At 36.6% G+C, this 18,032-nt stretch carries 10 protein-coding genes and 1 riboswitch; all 10 genes read left to right on the forward strand.

Features of this window, described 5'->3' with window-relative positions; translation table 11 throughout:
* The first annotated feature begins 2 nt into the window (after positions 1-2).
* The 10 genes from DWZ63_RS12070 (at position 3) to DWZ63_RS12115 (ending at position 17,991) form a co-directional block, all read left to right on the forward strand.
* A complete protein-coding gene (locus DWZ63_RS12070; protein WP_118500028.1) occupies positions 3-1,211 on the forward strand; it encodes an ABC transporter ATP-binding protein in 1,209 nt (402 codons plus the stop codon).
* Complete coding sequence (locus DWZ63_RS12075; protein WP_118500029.1) at positions 1,208-2,668, forward strand: MATE family efflux transporter; 1,461 nt, start codon at positions 1,208-1,210, stop codon at positions 2,666-2,668. The genes DWZ63_RS12070 and DWZ63_RS12075 overlap by 4 nt, the downstream gene beginning before the upstream one ends.
* Positions 2,646-2,969, forward strand: coding sequence for a hypothetical protein (locus tag DWZ63_RS12080; RefSeq protein WP_118500030.1), 324 nt, complete (start codon positions 2,646-2,648; stop codon positions 2,967-2,969). The genes DWZ63_RS12075 and DWZ63_RS12080 overlap by 23 nt, the downstream gene beginning before the upstream one ends.
* A gap of 211 nt (positions 2,970-3,180) precedes the next feature.
* The gene (locus DWZ63_RS12085; protein ID WP_118500031.1) at positions 3,181-4,596 is read left to right on the forward strand and encodes a sodium:alanine symporter family protein; all 1,416 of its coding nucleotides are present in this window, start codon (positions 3,181-3,183) and stop codon (positions 4,594-4,596) included.
* A 785-nt stretch (positions 4,597-5,381) separates the two neighbouring features.
* Complete coding sequence (locus DWZ63_RS12090) at positions 5,382-6,266, forward strand: hypothetical protein (protein ID WP_118500032.1); 885 nt, start codon at positions 5,382-5,384, stop codon at positions 6,264-6,266.
* Between the two features lie 546 nt (positions 6,267-6,812).
* Positions 6,813-8,579: a hypothetical protein gene (locus DWZ63_RS12095; RefSeq protein WP_118500033.1), complete on the forward strand. Its 1,767-nt coding sequence runs from the start codon at positions 6,813-6,815 to the stop codon at positions 8,577-8,579.
* A 204-nt stretch (positions 8,580-8,783) separates the two neighbouring features.
* Positions 8,784-14,063, forward strand: coding sequence for a glycoside hydrolase family 43 C-terminal domain-containing protein (locus tag DWZ63_RS12100; protein WP_118500034.1), 5,280 nt, complete (start codon positions 8,784-8,786; stop codon positions 14,061-14,063).
* A 499-nt stretch (positions 14,064-14,562) separates the two neighbouring features.
* Positions 14,563-15,864, forward strand: coding sequence for an FtsW/RodA/SpoVE family cell cycle protein (locus DWZ63_RS12105; protein ID WP_182431515.1), 1,302 nt, complete (start codon positions 14,563-14,565; stop codon positions 15,862-15,864).
* Between the two features lie 20 nt (positions 15,865-15,884).
* Positions 15,885-15,964: riboswitch (ZMP/ZTP riboswitch) on the forward strand.
* A 51-nt stretch (positions 15,965-16,015) separates the two neighbouring features.
* Positions 16,016-17,194, forward strand: a complete 1,179-nt coding sequence (locus DWZ63_RS12110) for a phosphoribosylaminoimidazolecarboxamide formyltransferase (protein ID WP_118500036.1) — start codon at positions 16,016-16,018, stop codon at positions 17,192-17,194.
* An 83-nt stretch (positions 17,195-17,277) separates the two neighbouring features.
* The gene (locus tag DWZ63_RS12115; RefSeq protein ID WP_022015039.1) at positions 17,278-17,991 is read left to right on the forward strand and encodes an IMP cyclohydrolase; all 714 of its coding nucleotides are present in this window, start codon (positions 17,278-17,280) and stop codon (positions 17,989-17,991) included.
* The last annotated feature ends 41 nt before the right edge of the window (positions 17,992-18,032 follow it).

An 18,032-nucleotide genomic window follows, 5' to 3' on the forward strand; every position in this document is an offset into this window, starting at 1 on the left:
TTATGGCAGAATTGTTGATGGACGGAATTGAAAAAAAATATGACGGTGGAAGTTTTGCAGTAAAAAACTTTGACTTACAGATTAAAGACAAAGAATTTGTTGTGTTTGTTGGCCCTTCAGGCTGCGGTAAATCGACGGTATTAAGAATGATAGCAGGTCTTGAAAAGGCAACGGCAGGCAGTATTTATATAGATGGAAAAGTGCTTGATAAAAAAATGGCGGCAAACGGAGATATAGCAATGGTTTTCCAAAATTATGCCCTTTATCCGCATATGTCGGTGTACGACAATATAGCATACAGTATGAAGATAAAGAAAGTACCTAAAAGACAAATAAAAGAAAATGTTGAAAAAGTTGCAGATATGCTAGGTCTAAAAGAAGTTCTTAAAAGAAAACCGGGGCAGCTTTCGGGCGGTCAGAAACAGAGAGTTGCAATAGGAAAGGCACTTATCAGAACGCCAAAGGTATTTCTTATGGATGAACCATTGTCAAATCTTGATGCAAAGCTCAGAACCCAGATGCGTATGGAGATTAAAGAACTTTATAAACATTCAGATGCAACATTTGTCTATGTTACGCATGACCAGACAGAGGCAATGACACTTGGAACAAAGATAGTCGTGTTAAACAATGGAAAAATTCAGCAGGCATCAACCCCAAAAGAACTTTATAACAAACCGGCAAATCTTTTTGTAGCACAGTTTATAGGAACCCCACAGATGAATGTCTGGAAAGCAAAAGTCGTTCAGGAAAAAAAGAATGTAATGCTTTTTATCGGTGGACTTGGAAGATACAGACTGTCAGAAAAAAATGCTGAACTTTTGAGAAAAAGAGGATATTTTGATAAAGAAGTCTATGTTGGAATAAGACCTGAAGACATATTTTTACAGGTAAAGGGTATGGATGATGAGATGTTTCAGAGCAGCCTTGCAGCAAGATTAAAAGTTTATGAGCCGGATGGGGCAGTTTCATATTTGCACTTGGAAACGGCTGGCGAAAGTGATAGTATTGAAAATGAGAAAATTTCTTCAAATGAAAATGTTGCAAAAAACTGGAATGATACGATTGAGAGTGAAAATAAATTTAATAGTAATGTAACAATACGCATTGAGGGAAATGGTGATTTCAGAGAAGGCGAGGAGTATCACTTTGGATTTGATGAGTCAAAAATTCATTTCTTTGATATAGAAACGGAAAAAGCAATAAGATGAAAAATACAAAAAAAGAAGTGCTTAGAAACTGCATACCTGCAATGGTATGTATGGTAATAAGCGGACTTAACACGATAATAGACGGTTTATTTATTGGCAGAAATATAGGTGAGGACGGACTTGCAGCAATAAATATTGCATGGCCTGTGCCAGCGTTTATCCTTGCGAGCGGTATAGGTATAGGAGTAGGATGTGGGATAAATTATGTTTCCGCACTTGGAAAAAAACATGAAAAAGAGGCAAAAGAATTTTTAAAAAATGCTTTTGTCTTTTTGGCGTGTGCAGGTATTTTATACAGTGTATTTTTTGAAATGACAGCACCGTATCTTATGAAAATACTCGGTGCAGAGGGGAAGGTGCATACGCTTGCGGTACAATATACTAGGATAATAGCGGCAGCGGCACTCTTACAGATATTTGGAGCAGGACTTGTCCCGATAGTCAGAAATCTTAATATGCCAATACAGGCTATGGCAGCGACGATAAGTGGTGTCTGTTCAAATTTTGTATTTAACACGATATTTATTTTTGTACTTCAGATGGGAATGAGAGGAGCGGCACTTGGAACGGTGCTTTCACAGGTGGTAACAAGTGTTATAGCAGGTGTGAGCATAAAAAAATCAGGTGCATTAAGCAGAGAAGATGTGGAAGAAAAAGCGGAAAATACGGGTGGTTTAAGTTGTTATAAAAAAGTGGGAAATAAAATATTATCGGATAAGTTTATAGAAGAAAAATCAGAAAAAATATATTCGGGAAATATTGAGAAAATTATTAAAGAAGGATGTGAAGAAGAAAAAAGGTCAGGTTATATAAAAAAGATTTTTTTAGGCGGTATAGCTTCATTTGGAATTTCACTTCTTCCTACCTGGGTACTTGCATTGACAAACTATCAATGTCTTTCGTATGGAGGCAGCAGGACGGTGGCTTGTTATGCGGTCATATCGTATCTTGTATATCCGGCTCAGAATATGCTCACCGGTATAGCAGACGGAGTGCAGCCGCTTTTTAGTATGTGTGCGGCAAAAGAAAATATGGAAAAGAAAGAAAAGCAGATAAAAGGTGTTGTGACAAGGCTTGTGGTTTGTGTATCAATATTAGTAATGCTTTTGCTTTTTGCCGCTGCACCCGTATTTCATAAAGTTTTCTCACTAAGCAGTGAAAATTATGAACCATTTGTGCAGGGACTTAGGATAACAGCTATATCATTGTTGTTCTATGGATTAAACAGACTAAGCATAACGATAATGAACGGAAAAGGACAGCACCAGGAAGCATCAATAATAATTTATGGAGAAGCAATAATATATACACCATTTTTTTTATTTGTGCTGCCAAAACTTTTTTTAGTTACAGGAATATGGATAGAGCCGGTTGCGGCGGCTGTATTGACTGAAGCAGTATGTGTGATAGGTCAATTAAGAAAGAGTGAAAAATATGAATATACAAAAGCCGGATGAACTGAATTTGGGAAATAGCCGTATAGAAATATACGACAAAGACAATAATCTGTTAAAAGTAATAGAGCCGTATGCTGTGGAAAGCTGCATGAATCCCGGAATATTTAAAATTACGCCGATTAAAATAAAAAAAACGAAAGACAGCATTATATTTATATCGGAAAATATTAAAACTGAGATAAAAAAACAGGATATAGAAAGCGGTGATATAGAGGTGAAAGCATCTGATTTTACACCGCAAAGGCGTAAAGCAAAGAATAACTGCACTAAATGTACTAACTGTGGCAGATGCAGCTGGTAAAAATGAGTTCTTGGCAACAGACTGATAAAGTAAGCGTCAGATTGTAAAGCAGCTTGCAAAATAGTTGAGAATAATCTTTTTTGCAAATAATTTGTCAATTTATGTTAAGTTTGTGAGCCAGCAGTAAAAAAAATTCTTGCCTGATACACTCTTTTTGCGTATAATTTAGTTTGGTGTAAAAATATTAAATTATATACAAAAGGAGAAAATCATGTGGGATAGTATTAATAAGATATTAGCTAACATTGACGATTTCGTCTGGGGAGTTCCACTTATGGCAATCATAATAACAGGTGGAATTTTGCTTACATTTCGTCTTGGATTTTTGCAGATTCGCAGACTTCCGCTTGCATTAAAATGGATGGTTAAAAATGAAGAGGGCGGAAAAGGCGAAATATCAAGTTTTGCAGCATTGTGCACAGCACTTAGTGCAACAATAGGAACAGGTAATATAGTAGGTGTGGCAACGGCTGTTGGAGCAGGCGGACCCGGAGCACTTTTCTGGATGGTTGTAACAGCGTTGTTCGGAATGGCAACAAAGTATGCAGAGGGACTTCTGGCGGTCAAATACCGTGTGGTAGATAAAGACAATCACAGTCTTGGCGGGCCGTTTTATTATATAGAGCTTGGAATGGGTAAGAAATTCAAATGGCTTGCAAAAATATTTGCATTTTTTGGAGTCTGTGTAGGACTTTTTGGAATAGGAACATTCAGTCAGGTGAATGGAATATCAAGTGCTGTTCAGAATTTTTTTGATCCAAATAAGGCACATACGGTATCAATCCCCGGAATAGGTACATATTCATGGACGGTAGTAATTGCATCACTTATTCTTGCATTCTGCGTTGGAGCCGTACTTATAGGTGGAATTAAGAGAATTGCAAGTGTAAGTCAGATAATAGTTCCTTTTATGGCAATAATTTATTTTATATTTGCAGTAATGCTTGTCATATGCAATATAACAAAAATTCCTGATGCCATAGTGATAATTGTAAAAGCTGCATTTAATCCGCAGGCAGTTGCAGGTGGCGTGACGGGAAGTATGCTCGTTGCAATGCAAAAAGGTGTTGCCCGTGGTATATTCTCAAATGAGGCGGGACTTGGAAGTGCACCTATAGCGGCAGCAGCAGCTCAGACACACGAACCTGTAAGACAGGGTCTTGTCAGTATGACAGGAACATTTATTGATACAATAATTATCTGTACAATGACAGGTCTTTCAATCGTACTCACAGGAGCATGGAAAGTTGAGGGACTTGAGGGGGTTCAGGTGACAACATATGCATTTAAGCAGGGACTTCCGTTCCCGGCAGAAGTATCCGCATTTGTCTTGATGCTCTGTCTTGTATTCTTTGCATTTACAACGATACTCGGATGGGACTATTACAGCGAACGCTGTCTGGAATATATTACAAATGGAAATATGAAAAAAGTAAAAGTATTCCGCTGGGTATATATACTTGCAGTATTTATCGGACCTTACATGACAGTAAGTGCGGTATGGGTAATCGCAGACATATTTAACGGACTTATGGCACTGCCAAATATGATAGCAATATTTGCGTTAAACGGTGTGGTCGTAAAAGAAACAAGAGATTTCTTTAAAGCAAAGAAGCATTTGCAATAGGATGAGTTTTTAGTCCGCATCATTTAATAAAATATTATGATTATTTTGTAGATATTTAAAAGGCAGATAATGGCAGAGTCGGTCGAATAAATAGAATATATATATAAGAAATATAAGAAGCTTATGTTTTAACAATAGGATGGATAGAAGTTAAGACATAAGCTTCTCTTTTAAAGTTTTATTTAATCTTCATTGTGCTGTGCTATTTAGTGAAATATGCGTTAAGTAAAATGTAACAAAAAGTAATCTCAATATAATACTTGATTTTGTATAGAATTTTGAAATCTCATTAAATCTCATAAAAAGCTATATGTTCATTGTAAGAATTACACAGAAAATAAGAATACGGTATGTGAAAAATGCAGATAGAAAAAGCTGACAATATTATGTTAATATGGCGAAAAAGCCGGAACGGCAGAAGTAGTTTGATTTAGTTGTATTTATCCATGAAGTGTGATTGGATAAATATAGTTGTTAGCTGTACCATATGTGAGAGCAAATAGATATAAATGAAATTTTTGTAACAGTTCAGCCTCTCATTTATTACATTCGTAAACCTGACAGCAAGCTGTCAGTCGCTGCTATGCAGCTTGTGTTTACTTCATTTCATAAATGAAAGGCTATTCCGCCCAAAAAAACAAGCCAATAATACATCGAGAAAGCTCGTGTATTATTGACTTATCTTTTTTTGGCTGAACTGTTACAAAATTTTCAAATGCTTTTTAAGGAAATATTGCCGTAGAAAATAAAAGGTGTTATCATTAAGTTAAACAAGGAGAAAATGTATGGGGAAAGAAAATGATATACAGTGGCACTTAGGATTTTGTGCCGCAATGGAACTGGAGCTGAGGGAATATGCGGATAAGCTGGAATTTCACAGGGAATATCCACTCAGTAGAAAACCGCTGCTTATAGATTTGCTAGTAGTGGAAAAGACAGAAGATTTTGAAATAACGAACGATATTGGTCAGATATTTCAGAAACATAATATAATGGAGTATAAATCAGAGAATGATACTCTCAATGAAGATACATATTTTAAGGTAATGGCATATGCATATCTGTATAAAAGCAGTGAAAAATATGTAGGAGATATAGACATAAACAGTATCACGATTACGCTTGTGAGAGAAAGAAAGCCTGAAAAGCTTTTGAGATGGTTTAAGGAAAACAGCTACAAAGTATATGAAAAAACGAGTGGCATATACTATATAGAAAAAGACGGATTTATAAAAACACAGGTAGTAGTCACGGCTGAAGTAGGAGAAAAGGAACATATATTCCTAAAGACACTGAAACGAGGACTAAAAAGAAGTACAGTAGATAATTTCCTGGATGAAGCCTTTGAACTGCAAGAGCCATTTGAAAAAGACTGCATAAATTCATTACTGGGAATAATGGTATCATCAAATCAGGAATTATTTGATAGTATAAAGAATGGAGGGACAGGGATTATGAATGAAGTATTAAGAGAATTTTTTAAGGAAGAGATAAAGGCTGGCGAAGAACAGGCAAGAAACGAAGGAGTGCAGGAAGGACGCGAAGAGGGCAGGATAGAGACTTTATATACCGATTGCAATATGTCAGTGCCGGATATAGCTAAAAAGGTATCAAAGTCAGAAGAATATGTAAGGGAGATAATAAAAAAAATATCGGCGGCGTGTCTGTAAGAGCGATATTTCTTGCCAGAAAAGCAAATATTTAAAGAAAAAACAGTAAATCTTAACAATGGGAACAAAAATATCAAGAACTCATATTAGGATTTGCTGTTTTTTTATATAAAAATGATTTCACCATAAAATCTCAAAAATCAACATTATAAAATCTATTACCGTATAAATATTCTTTGTGCAAAATCACCAAAAACAATATAAAAATATAGAAACAAACAGTGCTATATGCAGACTAATAAATATGGTACAAACACTGTAATTATTAGGGTTCTATACATTTGAATAAAATAGTTTACAAAAAGCAAAAATGAACAAAAAATGCATGATTTGTTAAATGTTTACAAAAAATTAACATACAGTTAAAAATCTGTTGACACTAATTACTAATTTATGGTATTCTTAGGCTATCCAAAATAATGTAAAGTATTTTAGAAAAAAATAAAGTTTTCTGGAATACTTTTTGGTTGAAATCTGGAGATAGATTAAGGACCAAGGTTGAGAAAAAAATTAAAGAATTAAAAAGATTATAGGAGGAGACATTTTATGAGAAAGACAAAACTTTTAGCAATCACAATGGCTGCTGTTGTTGGAATGTCATCAGTTCCAGCGGTTTATCGAGATGTAGTAGTAGCACAGGCGGATGAGACTACCGGTGAAACATTTAGTTTGGATGAGCCCAATTATTTAGCTGCGTATACTGCTGGAAAGAAAGTTACAACAGATAAGCAAACTTTGAATTTTACATTTAAGACATATGAGACTGCAACATTAAATTGGGATACGCCGGTGTTGTTGGTTTATACATCTGATGATGGAATTTATGATAGTAAAAATACAAATTATAAACATTATGCAAATGTAAGGTCTGATTGCTGGGTTGATGCTGAGGGTACAACTGAAACAGATGCATCAAAAAATATAACAATTAATAAAACATATCCAAGTGATTGGAATGAGTGGTTAAAGGCTTGTAAAGAAGAAGGAAAAGCTACTGTAGAATATCAGAAAGATTCATCTAATAAGGTTACGATTAAATATACAGTTGTTGCAGGTGATTATACAAGTGTATCAGAGTTTTCATTTATAGCTGATGAAGGAAAAGAGACATATTTTGCAGTTACAGGTGAGTTATGTACAATATCAGGACTACCAATAGATATGAAAATGGAACTGTCAAATGAGCAGACAAGGTTGAAGTCAGTTGCAGGTACTTACTCTGACACCGACAAGACAACTACTTTCGGTCAGGTGAAATGTGACGGATGGTGGACTAATTGGAGTAATGGTGTTGAAATTACGGAAGATGCACAGAAGTTTTCTTTCAAAACAACAACAAATGAGTCTACAGATCTTAGATGGAATACACCAACAACAGTAGTGTTTACATCAGTGGATGGTGGTCTTTATAAACCGACTACTTCAAAGAATTTGTATAAGGAATATTCGGTTATAAGGTCAGATTGCTTTGTTATTACTGGAGCGGATACTGTAAATGAAACATCAGGAAGCCTTAAAACAACAGGTATTCCGACAGTTGAAACAAAAGCATACCCTGATGGTGCAAATGCAGATGAGAAAAAAGCTATTGATGATGAAAACAACGCTAAAATAACAGAAGCTTGGAAACCATGGGTTGATGCTAATAAAGCAGGTACAGAAGTAACAGGAACTGTTAAGAGAGAGGGTAATAAAGTTATCCTTACATACTTAAATAATGGTATAGGCTACACTGCTACAATTCCAGTAGAAGAGGGAAAGAAAGCATATCTTTCTTTAACAGGTGAACAGTGTACGATAGATAATCTAAAATTTGCACCTGCTCCAGCGGAGTCAACACCAGCACCAGGAACAGAAGCAACACCAGCACCGGGAACAAGTGCAACACCAGCACCGGGAACAAGTGCAGAACCGGCACCGGGAACAAGTGCAGCACCAGCACCGGGAACAAGTGCAACACCAACAGCTAAACCAACTGTAGCACCTACAAAGAAACCAAGTAATACAAAGAAACCGGCAAAGAAACTTAAGAGTGCAACAATTACTGTTAAAAATGGCAAGAAGAAAGTTTCTTCAGTGACTGTTAAGACAAAGAAGTCAGTTAAGCTTGCAGTTTCAGTAAACTCAAAAGCAAAACTTTCAGTAGCAAAACTTTCTAAGAAGAATGCTAAGATTGCAAAGGTAACATTTAAGAAAAACAAACTTACTATAAAGGGTCTTAAGAAAGGAAAAGTTTCTATTAAGATTACAAGTAAGAAGACATCTAAGTATAAGGCAGCAACAAAGACGATTAAGGTTACTGTTAAAAAATAAAAAATTTTCAAAAAAGATATTATTTATGTACATTGAGGGGGAGTTGACATAAAGTCAGCTCCTCCTTGTGATTTCTTACATTAAAAAAATAAAGTGATATCTGGATTAAAAGCAGATTGCAATGTATGATCTTAACATCTTGCAAAATACATTTTGAATCCAACATAACAAAAAATTGCAAAGTATTGAAAAGGAGATAAGCATATGGTAAGACATAAGATTAAAAAAGCGGTAGCTATTGCCATGTCAGCAGTGATTGCACTTACGGCAGTGCCCAATAAGAACATTGTCCAGACTGTAAAAGCGGATGAAAAAAGCAAATTTGGTGAAAATACATCTGATATTGTCGATATTGATACAGGATTCACTAATAAATCAGGGGATGAATATTTAAGTGGTAATTTCGATGTTCGTTATACATTTACGAATAAAACTAAAGATTCATCTGCAAATTGGTTTAATTTTGCTGTTGAAATATGGGATACAAACAATGGGGAAAACAGCGGATATACTGCAAGAGCTGATAATTATGGCTGGTTTTATGGTGGTGATAAATATAACCATAATAATGATGGCTCAAAAGCGACATGGGATAATATAAATTTTGTGTGGGATGACTTTGCAAAATCTATGGAAGATGCCAGTGTTACGGTAGATATTCATAGGGCAGAAAGGTCAGTTGTATTGAAATATAATATTGTCGATAATAAAGATAATTCAAAAGTTTACTCATTGAGAAATACGATTGAATTTGGTAAGTTTGAAGATACTGTCGGAATGCATCTTACAGGAGAAAAATGTACTCTTTCAAATATTAAAGCTGTAGACATGACTGATAATACAACTGAATCATCAGAACCGACAGAGATTTCAGCTTCTGAAGTTCAGAGTAAATATAATACATATTTCAACAGCAGTAATCAGAAAAATCATGTAACAGTACATGATCCATCTGTTGTAATAGGTTATACTGATACTAAATATACGGGGAATAAAAATGTAAAAATATATGGTGTTCAGAATACTGCTAAAACAAGAAAAAAGGTTTATTTTATATTTGGTTCGCACAGAGCTTTTGCATGGTCGACCGATATGCAGAATTGGAACTATTTTCAGAATAATATAAATAATGACACGACTTGTCAGGCTTTGTTTAAAGATGCGTTCAACTGGGCTAAGCAGGGTGATGCATCATACCAGTGGGATGGAAATTTATGGGCACCTGGTGTAATATGGAATCCTGATTACGTTAATTCGGACGGTTCAAAGGGAGCATGGTGTATGTATATGAGTATAAATGGTAACTCATGGAACTCAAGCATTGTACTTCTTACATCAGATGATTTGGATGGTGATTGGACAAACAGAGGTACAGTTGTGTATTCTGGATTTACTGAGTCAGGAGTTCATGATTATAAGGATACTGACTTTGCGAATATAGTCGGTTCGGATGAAAATGCTAAAAAGTTTATTTCAGAACACTACAAAAGGGGTTCATATACACCTTCATACAATGATGGCAAAAATGTATGTAGCAAAACAAATTGGAATAATTATTACGGGGCACACGCTATTGACCCTTGTGTAACATATGACTCAGAAGGAAGACTTTGGATGAGTTATGGCTCATGGTCAGGTGGTATCTGGATGTTTGAACTTAGTACAAGTACGGGACTTCGTGATGCTTCGATTGAGCATACATATAAAGATAATGAGAGTGACCCTTATATGGGATATAAACTTGCAGGTGGAAATCAGAAATCAGGAGAAGCTTCTTATATAGAAAAAATAGGAAGTAAATATTATTTATTTGTTTCATATGGTGGTTTTGCTGCAAAGGGTGGATATAATATGCGTGTTTTTGCATCAGACAAAATAAATGGTCCATATAAGGATGTGGCTGGAAATGATGCGAGATATGGTAGCAGTCAGTCCGATACTACAAGCACAGATGCAGGAAATACAAACGGAGTTGTCGGTGAGCGTCTTATGTCATATTATAAGTGGAGTTATCTTGACAAAGGGCGTGTAGCAGAGGGTCATAATTCAGCGGTAGCAGATGACGATGGAAAAGCATATGTTGTTTATCATACACGATTTAATGATGGAACTGAGGGACATCAGGTAAGAGTGCATCAGTTATTTAAGGCTAAAAACGGAGGTCTTGTTGCGACACCGTTTGAGTATTCCGGCGAGACATTATCTAAGTCTGCATATAGCAATGATGAAGTAGAAGGAGAATACAAAGTTATATTACACAAACAAAAGGTTGACAATAATAACCTTGAATGTTGCAATGAAGAAACTATCAAGCTTAATAAAAATGGAACTGTTACAGGTGATTATTCAGGTTCATGGGTGCAGTCAGAAGACGGGCCATACGTGACTATCGTAGCGGGTGGAGTTGTTTATCAGGGGGTATTTATAAAACAGAAGATAGAAGGCACTGCATACGAAACAATGTGTTTTACAACCGTTGGAAATAACAATGTAACTTTCTGGGGAACAAAAGGTTATACAGATGAAGCAATAGTCATAAAAGATGCAGGAATGATGAAAGTAACTGTTCCTGAAAAAACATATGTAGACCTTTCGCTTCCTACAAACGGAGATAATGGTTCTAAGATAAGCTGGTCATCTTCTGATACATCGGTAATGTCTGATAAGGGTGAGGTTATTGATGCTTCAAAGGATGTAAAAGTGACACTGACAGCAACTATAACCTATAATAATTATTCAACAAAAAAGACATATGAAACTATTGTAACAACAGATAAAATGGCTGATAAAGATTCTGGTCTTGAAGCAAATTATACATTTGAGAATGGACTTAGAAATGAAGCTGATACGACTCAGACAGGTACAGCGAAAAAACGCGGTTCAGGAACTACTCCTACTATTGAATATAATAAGGACAGAAGCGGAAATGTATTAAACCAGGGATTTGGTGCTAATGGAAATGAAAGTTATACAGAATTTAGTAATCCGTTAAAAGGAAAAACATTAAGTGGAGTGACTGTTTCACAGTGGGTAAATTGTCCGAGTGAAGATTTGTGGGATGCACTCTGGAGCTTTTATGATACTGATTCATCTGATTCAAAAGACGGCAGAGTATTTTTTACTCCGAATGCATATCTTGGATATAACGGAACGGTGAATGGAATCAATAAGTGGTTTGATTTTAATAGGGCTGACAAAACTACAGGGAATATTTCGACAAATCAGTGGCACTATGTAACAGTATCACTTGGAAAGAGTAATTTTGGAATATATGTTGATGGAAAGTTTGTATGCGATAAATCTAAATATACATTATATGCAGGTTCATCATATGCAGCTGCTGCCGAGGATATGCTTAGTGTCATTTCATCATCAGATAAGTTTTATCTTGGACACGGCTCTTTCTGGGGTTCGGCTCCGGCATATATGGATAATGTACGAATTTACAGCAGGGCATTGAATATAGGTGATGTTGCAGCATTATATAATTCAGAAAAGGAAGAACTTGTCAATTCAAAAAATGCTGAGCAGATTCAGGAAAAAGCCATGCAGCAGCAGAGTATATTCTTCAAGAATTATAATGCAGATACGGATGCAAAGACGGCAGGATGGACATCAACAAGTGCACAGAACTCGCTTACATTAGCAGGTGAGAGTGACGATGCATATAAGGGGTATGTGCAGTTTGCACCGGGAGCACAGAACTCAAGAAGTGCATACACTTCATTTGGAAATGTTACATTGCCTGACAAATATGTAGTTGAGTTTGATACAAAGCTTACGGCTGGAAATGGTCAGGCTTCGCAGATGGCATTGGCTGCGTCAGATTATAATAAGACAAATAGTGCGTTGGCAAATACTTCATATCTGTGGAGTTTAGACACAACAAATTCCACAAATTGGAAGATTTCATCAGGAAGTACGGCTTCAACAGCAAAGACAGATACAGTAACTATTGCAAAGAATACATGGACACATTTTAAGACGACTGTTGATAAGACCAACAAAAAGGTCACATTAGATATAACGGATGCATCAGGAAAGACACTTAAGACAATGGATATTGCAATGAGCAGTATCTCAGATGTGAAAGGATTATGGTATCTGAGTGGAAGATATCAGGGTGTTGCAGGATTTGATAATGTCCGTATCTATGAAGCAGCTGCAAGCCAAAAATATTCAGTATGTTACAGTCCTAATCATGTAGCAGCAGGAACGACTATAGAAACACAGGAATTTACTGTTGATGAGTCGCAGAAGCTCAAAAAGAATGAATTTACTCGCGACGGATATGAATTTATCGGATGGTCTAAAACTCCTGATGGAGCAGTTGACTATAAGGATGAGCAGAGTGTAAAAAATCTTGCAGAAGCAACAGAGGCGGTTGTATTGTATGCGGTTTGGAAAGAAGATTCATATACTGTAAAATACAATGCAAATGGAGCTGCGGGAGAGGAGATTTTACAGTATGGAAAACCAGGCTGTGGAATACGACTTATAGAAAACACATATGTTCGCAGCGGTTACAAGTTTAGCGGATGGGCAACAACAAAAGATGGAATTGTCTTATACAAAAATGCACAGGAAATTTTAACAGACCTTGCAGAAAAAAATCAGACAGTTATATTGTATGCGGTATGGGAGGATACGCATCGGTTTACAATTAAGTTTAACTCAAATGGCGGAAGTGGCTCAATGTCAAATCAGATAGCATTAAATAATACTAAGTTCAAACTTAGTAAGTGTAGATTTTCAAGAACCGGATATACATTTGCAGGCTGGGCAGAAACAGCAAATGGAACAGTTATATATAATGATGAACAAAGCATTGATAAGAAGCTTGCGGAGACAGGTGGAACTATAAGTTTATATGCCGTGTGGAAGAAAAACGCAGTGGTTTCAACACCTACCCCTACTCCAACAGTAACCCCGACGGTTACTCCATCGCAGAAACCGGCTTCAAGTCAGACTCCTGCGCCAGGTTCGTCGGCAACAACAAAACCGACAGATGTGCCAAGTCAGACTCCGACAGTAAAACCGACAGAAGTACCTACACAGAAACCAACGACAAACCCATCGGCAGAGCCGACGGTGTCACCAAGCAATGAACCGGCTGTTACACCATCAGTATCGCCAAGCACAGAGCCTGAACAGACTCCGACGGCGGCACCGACAAAGAAACCGGCAACAAAGAAGCTTAAGAGTGCAGCCATTACGGTTAAGAAAGGAAAGAAGAAAGTATCTTCCGTAACCGTTAAGAGAAAGAAAACTGTTAAACTTTCAGTTTCAGTGAACTCAAAAGCAAAACTTTCAATGGCAAAACTTTCAAAGAAGTATGCAAAGATTGTTAAAGTTAAATTTAAGAAGAATAAACTCACGATAAAAGCACTTAAGAAAAAGGGAAAGGTTTCCATTAAGATAACAAGTAAAAAGACTTCTAAGTATAAGGCGGCATCTAAGACGATTAAAGTTACCGTTAAATAGCAAAATTTTATAAAATTTGTTTTGGAACTAAAAATCCAATAAAGTAACAGCGATAATAAATGTTCTTGTTTGGTAAAAGTTCCAATATAAAAATATGACAGGCAATACAATGAACAAGTTCATTGTATTGCCTGTTTTGCCATTTTTATCTGAATTGTCGTAACAGTTCAGCCTTGCATTTCTTACATTCATAAACCTGCCAGCGAGCTGTCAGTCGCTGCTATGCAGCTTATGTTTACTCATTTCAGAAATGAAAGGCTATTCCGCCCAAAAAAACAAGCCAATAATACATCGAGCAAGCTCGTGTATTATTGACTTATCTTTTTTTGGCTGAACTGTTACGAATTGTCAGTCAGATTGTGATTTATAATGGACTTTATGTTTTTTTTGTGTTAAATTATATGATACAGGGGTCTGGAACAGATAGTGATATACTCTGCATAAAGATTGCTGTCAATATCATTATGAAATGATACTATTATCCGGAGGTGGCAGGCGAATGCTTAGAAAACCATCAGCAAGACGTGCGCTTGCTTCATATATAGACAGTCAGGAAAGAGTTGACATAAAAGTAATCATGATTCTTTTCATGCTGAATGTATTTGGAATTATCATGATATACAGTGCATCAAGCTATAATTGCAGTCTGAGTCCAAAGTACAATTACGATGGTATGTATTTTGCAAAGAAGCAGATATTTAATGTTGTTCTGGGATTTGGTGTTATGCTTGTCATACGATTGTGTAATTATAATCAATTATATATTTATCGTTTTTCAAAATCTCATTTGTTTAAGAATATAAAAGCTTTAAAAAATAAAAAAATATCTTTATCATGGCTTATATATATCATGTCGATAGTTGTGACGCTTACATTATTTTCACCGCTTAAAGTTGCGGCAAAGGGTGCAGTTAGATGGATAAAGATAGGACCGCTTTCACTGCAGGTTGCTGAGGTATCAAAGATACTCATTATTCTGTGGGTCGCAGCAATGATATCAAAATATATCAATCACAGAAACAAAATAAGAGTGTTGTTATTTATATGGATTCCGTCAATGCTTTCGGTACTTTTTTTATTTAAAGTCAGTTCCAATCTTTCCTCAGCCATTATAATCGGCGGTATAATTTTCGGAATGACTTTTATTATGACTCCATTTTGGAAGATACATATTGGAGTTGTTGCAGCCGGAGGTGTCGGTGTATATTATTATATAAATCACCTTAGAAATCTTATCAAATTGAATGTAAATCCCAAGGATTACAGTTTCAGAACCAGGCGTTTTTTGGGATGGCTTGCACCGCTTAAATATGCGGATGATGAGAGTTATCAGTCCCTCCAGGCACTCTATGCGGTTGCATCAGGAGGATTTTCCGGAAAAGGACTTGGAAACAGTGTCCAGAAGCTTTCTAAAATTCCTGAGGCACAGAACGATATGATATTTGCCGTTATATGTGAAGAACTTGGGATACTTGGTGCAGGGATACTGATAATGATGTTTATATACCTTATTTATCAGTTGTTTAAGATAGCAGGGAGAGCAGAAACGGTATTTGGTCGTGCTATGGTTGCAGGCATTGCGATACATATAGCACTCCAGGTTGTTGTAAATATATTTGTCGTTCTTATGATAATACCAAACACAGGCGTATCACTGCCATTTATAAGTTATGGAGGTTCAGCAGTTGTATTTACGATGGCGGAGATGGGACTCGCTCTTGCAGTAGACAGGGAGCATTTCAAAGCTAAAGTAAAGAGAAAAGCAAAGCAGATAATAGAAGAAAAAGAACTTGCAGAGTGAAATAAATTATGATAAACTAAATTTAGTTATATGACTGACGGAAGTGGAAGTGACCACAGGGAGTATAACAGTTTGACAGCCGACCGTCTGGGCAGAAAAGTTCCCGGAAGTGTCGGTTTTTTTATATTTCATTTACGAAAGGAGATATTTAATGAACGAAATTCAGTTAAAATACGGATGCAATCCAAATCAGAAACCAGCAAGAGTATTTATGAAAGATGGAAGTGACCTGCCTTTTGAGGTTTTAAACGGAAAGCCGGGATATATAAATCTTCTGGATGCTTTTAACAGCTGGCAGCTTGTTAAGGAAATAAAAGAGGCTACAGGTCATGTCGCAGCAGCTTCATTTAAGCATGTAAGTCCTGCCGGAGCCGCTATAGATGTACCTCTTACGGACACTATGAAAAAGGTTTATTTCGTAGATGATGATATAGAACTTACTCCTATGGCGACAGCTTACATCAGAGCAAGAGGAGCTGACAGAATGTCATCTTTCGGTGATTTTGTGGCACTCTCAGATGAGTGTGACGAAGCAACAGCAAAATATCTTAAGTCGCTTGTTTCAGATGGCATCATTGCACCGTCATATTCGGACGAAGCACTTGAGATACTTAAGGGCAAAAAGCGTGGAAATTACTGTGTTATCAAGATTGACCCTGATTATGAAGCAGCACCGCTTGAGACAAAAGATGTATTCGGAATCACATTTGAGCAGGGACACAACACGGTCAAGACAACAAAGGAACTTTTTGCAAATATTGTAACTGAGAAGAAAGAACTCTCAGAAGATGCATTAAATGATATGATAATTGCAAATATTGTACTTAAATATACACAGTCAAATTCAGTATGTTATGTAAAAGACGGACAGGCAATCGGTATTGGTGCAGGACAGCAGTCACGCATCCATTGTACAAGACTTGCAGGGGATAAAGCAGACAAGTGGTTCTTACGCCAGTCACCAAAAGCACTTAATCTTCCTTTTAAGGATGACATCAGAAAACCTGACAGGGACAATACTATAGATGTATATCTTTCAGATGAATATATGGATGTTCTTGCAGACGGCAAATGGGAGCAGTTCTTCACAGAGAAGCCTGAACCTATGACAAGAGAGGAACGCGCGGAGTGGATTAAAAATCTTGACGGAGTTACACTCGGTTCAGATGCTTTTATCCCATTCAGCGACAATATCGAGCGTGCAAATAAGAGTGGTGTCAAGTATGTTGCACAGGCAGGCGGCTCAAAGAATGACCAGTCTGTAATCGATGCCTGCAACGAATTTGGAATACTCATGGCATTCACCGGACTTAGATTATTCCATCACTAAGATGTAATAATCGTAAAAAATTCATCTTGAATTTTTCGTTCAGAAGATTTCGAGAGTACATTACGGAAAAAACGGAGGTTTTTATGGAAAAAGTATCTTTAAATAATGAACTCGCTTCAAATACATATCCGGGTAGAGGCATTGTTGTCGGAAAGACTGCTGACGGAAAGCATGCAGCAATCGCATATTTTATCATGGGCAGAAGTGAAAACAGCAGAAACAGGGTATTTGTGACAGATGGCGACGGAATCCGCACACAGGCTTTTGACCCGTCAAAGCTTACAGACCCAAGTCTTATAATATACGCACCTGTCCGTGTTCTTGGCAATGACACAATAGTTACAAACGGTGATCAGACAGATACGGTATATGAGCTTATGCAGGATGGTTCTACATTTGAACAGTCACTCTGCACAAGAGAGTTTGAGCCTGATGAGCCAAACTTCACACCTAGGATTTCAGCTATACTTCATGTGGAAGACGGCGGATTTGACTATTCAATGTCTATCCTTAAAAGCAATAACGGAAATCCTGACTGCTGCAACAGATTTACATTTGACTATGAAAATCCGGTCGCAGGCGAGGGAAGATTTATCCATACATATATGCATGATGGAAATCCGCTTCCAAGTTTTGAGGGAGAGCCAAAGCTTGTTGAGATACCAAATGATATGGATGAGTTTGGCGAGCTTGTATGGAACAGCTTAAATGAAGATAATAAGGTATCGCTTTTTATCAGATTTATAAACATTGAAGACGGAACATTTGAGAGTAAGATTTATAATAAGAATAAATAAGTATTGTTTGATTTTATTAGTTCAATGATTATGAATTGCAA

This window comes from Clostridium sp. AF34-13 (assembly GCF_003477845.1).
In the GTDB taxonomy this organism is placed as follows: Bacteria; Bacillota; Clostridia; order Lachnospirales; family Lachnospiraceae; genus Butyribacter; species Butyribacter intestini.

What these genes read in the sequence shown, in the direction of transcription:
- DWZ63_RS12070 (WP_118500028.1), top strand. Translation starts at nt 3, where the DNA reads ATGGCAGAATTGTTGATGGACGGAATTGAAAAAAAATATGACGGTGGA.
- DWZ63_RS12075 (WP_118500029.1), top strand. Translation starts at nt 1,208, where the DNA reads ATGAAAAATACAAAAAAAGAAGTGCTTAGAAACTGCATACCTGCAATG.
- DWZ63_RS12080 (WP_118500030.1), top strand. Translation starts at nt 2,646, where the DNA reads ATGAATATACAAAAGCCGGATGAACTGAATTTGGGAAATAGCCGTATA.
- DWZ63_RS12085 (WP_118500031.1), top strand. Translation starts at nt 3,181, where the DNA reads ATGTGGGATAGTATTAATAAGATATTAGCTAACATTGACGATTTCGTC.
- DWZ63_RS12090 (WP_118500032.1), top strand. Translation starts at nt 5,382, where the DNA reads ATGGGGAAAGAAAATGATATACAGTGGCACTTAGGATTTTGTGCCGCA.
- DWZ63_RS12095 (WP_118500033.1), top strand. Translation starts at nt 6,813, where the DNA reads ATGAGAAAGACAAAACTTTTAGCAATCACAATGGCTGCTGTTGTTGGA.
- DWZ63_RS12100 (WP_118500034.1), top strand. Translation starts at nt 8,784, where the DNA reads ATGGTAAGACATAAGATTAAAAAAGCGGTAGCTATTGCCATGTCAGCA.
- DWZ63_RS12105 (WP_182431515.1), top strand. Translation starts at nt 14,563, where the DNA reads ATGCTTAGAAAACCATCAGCAAGACGTGCGCTTGCTTCATATATAGAC.
- DWZ63_RS12110 (WP_118500036.1), top strand. Translation starts at nt 16,016, where the DNA reads ATGAACGAAATTCAGTTAAAATACGGATGCAATCCAAATCAGAAACCA.
- DWZ63_RS12115 (WP_022015039.1), top strand. Translation starts at nt 17,278, where the DNA reads ATGGAAAAAGTATCTTTAAATAATGAACTCGCTTCAAATACATATCCG.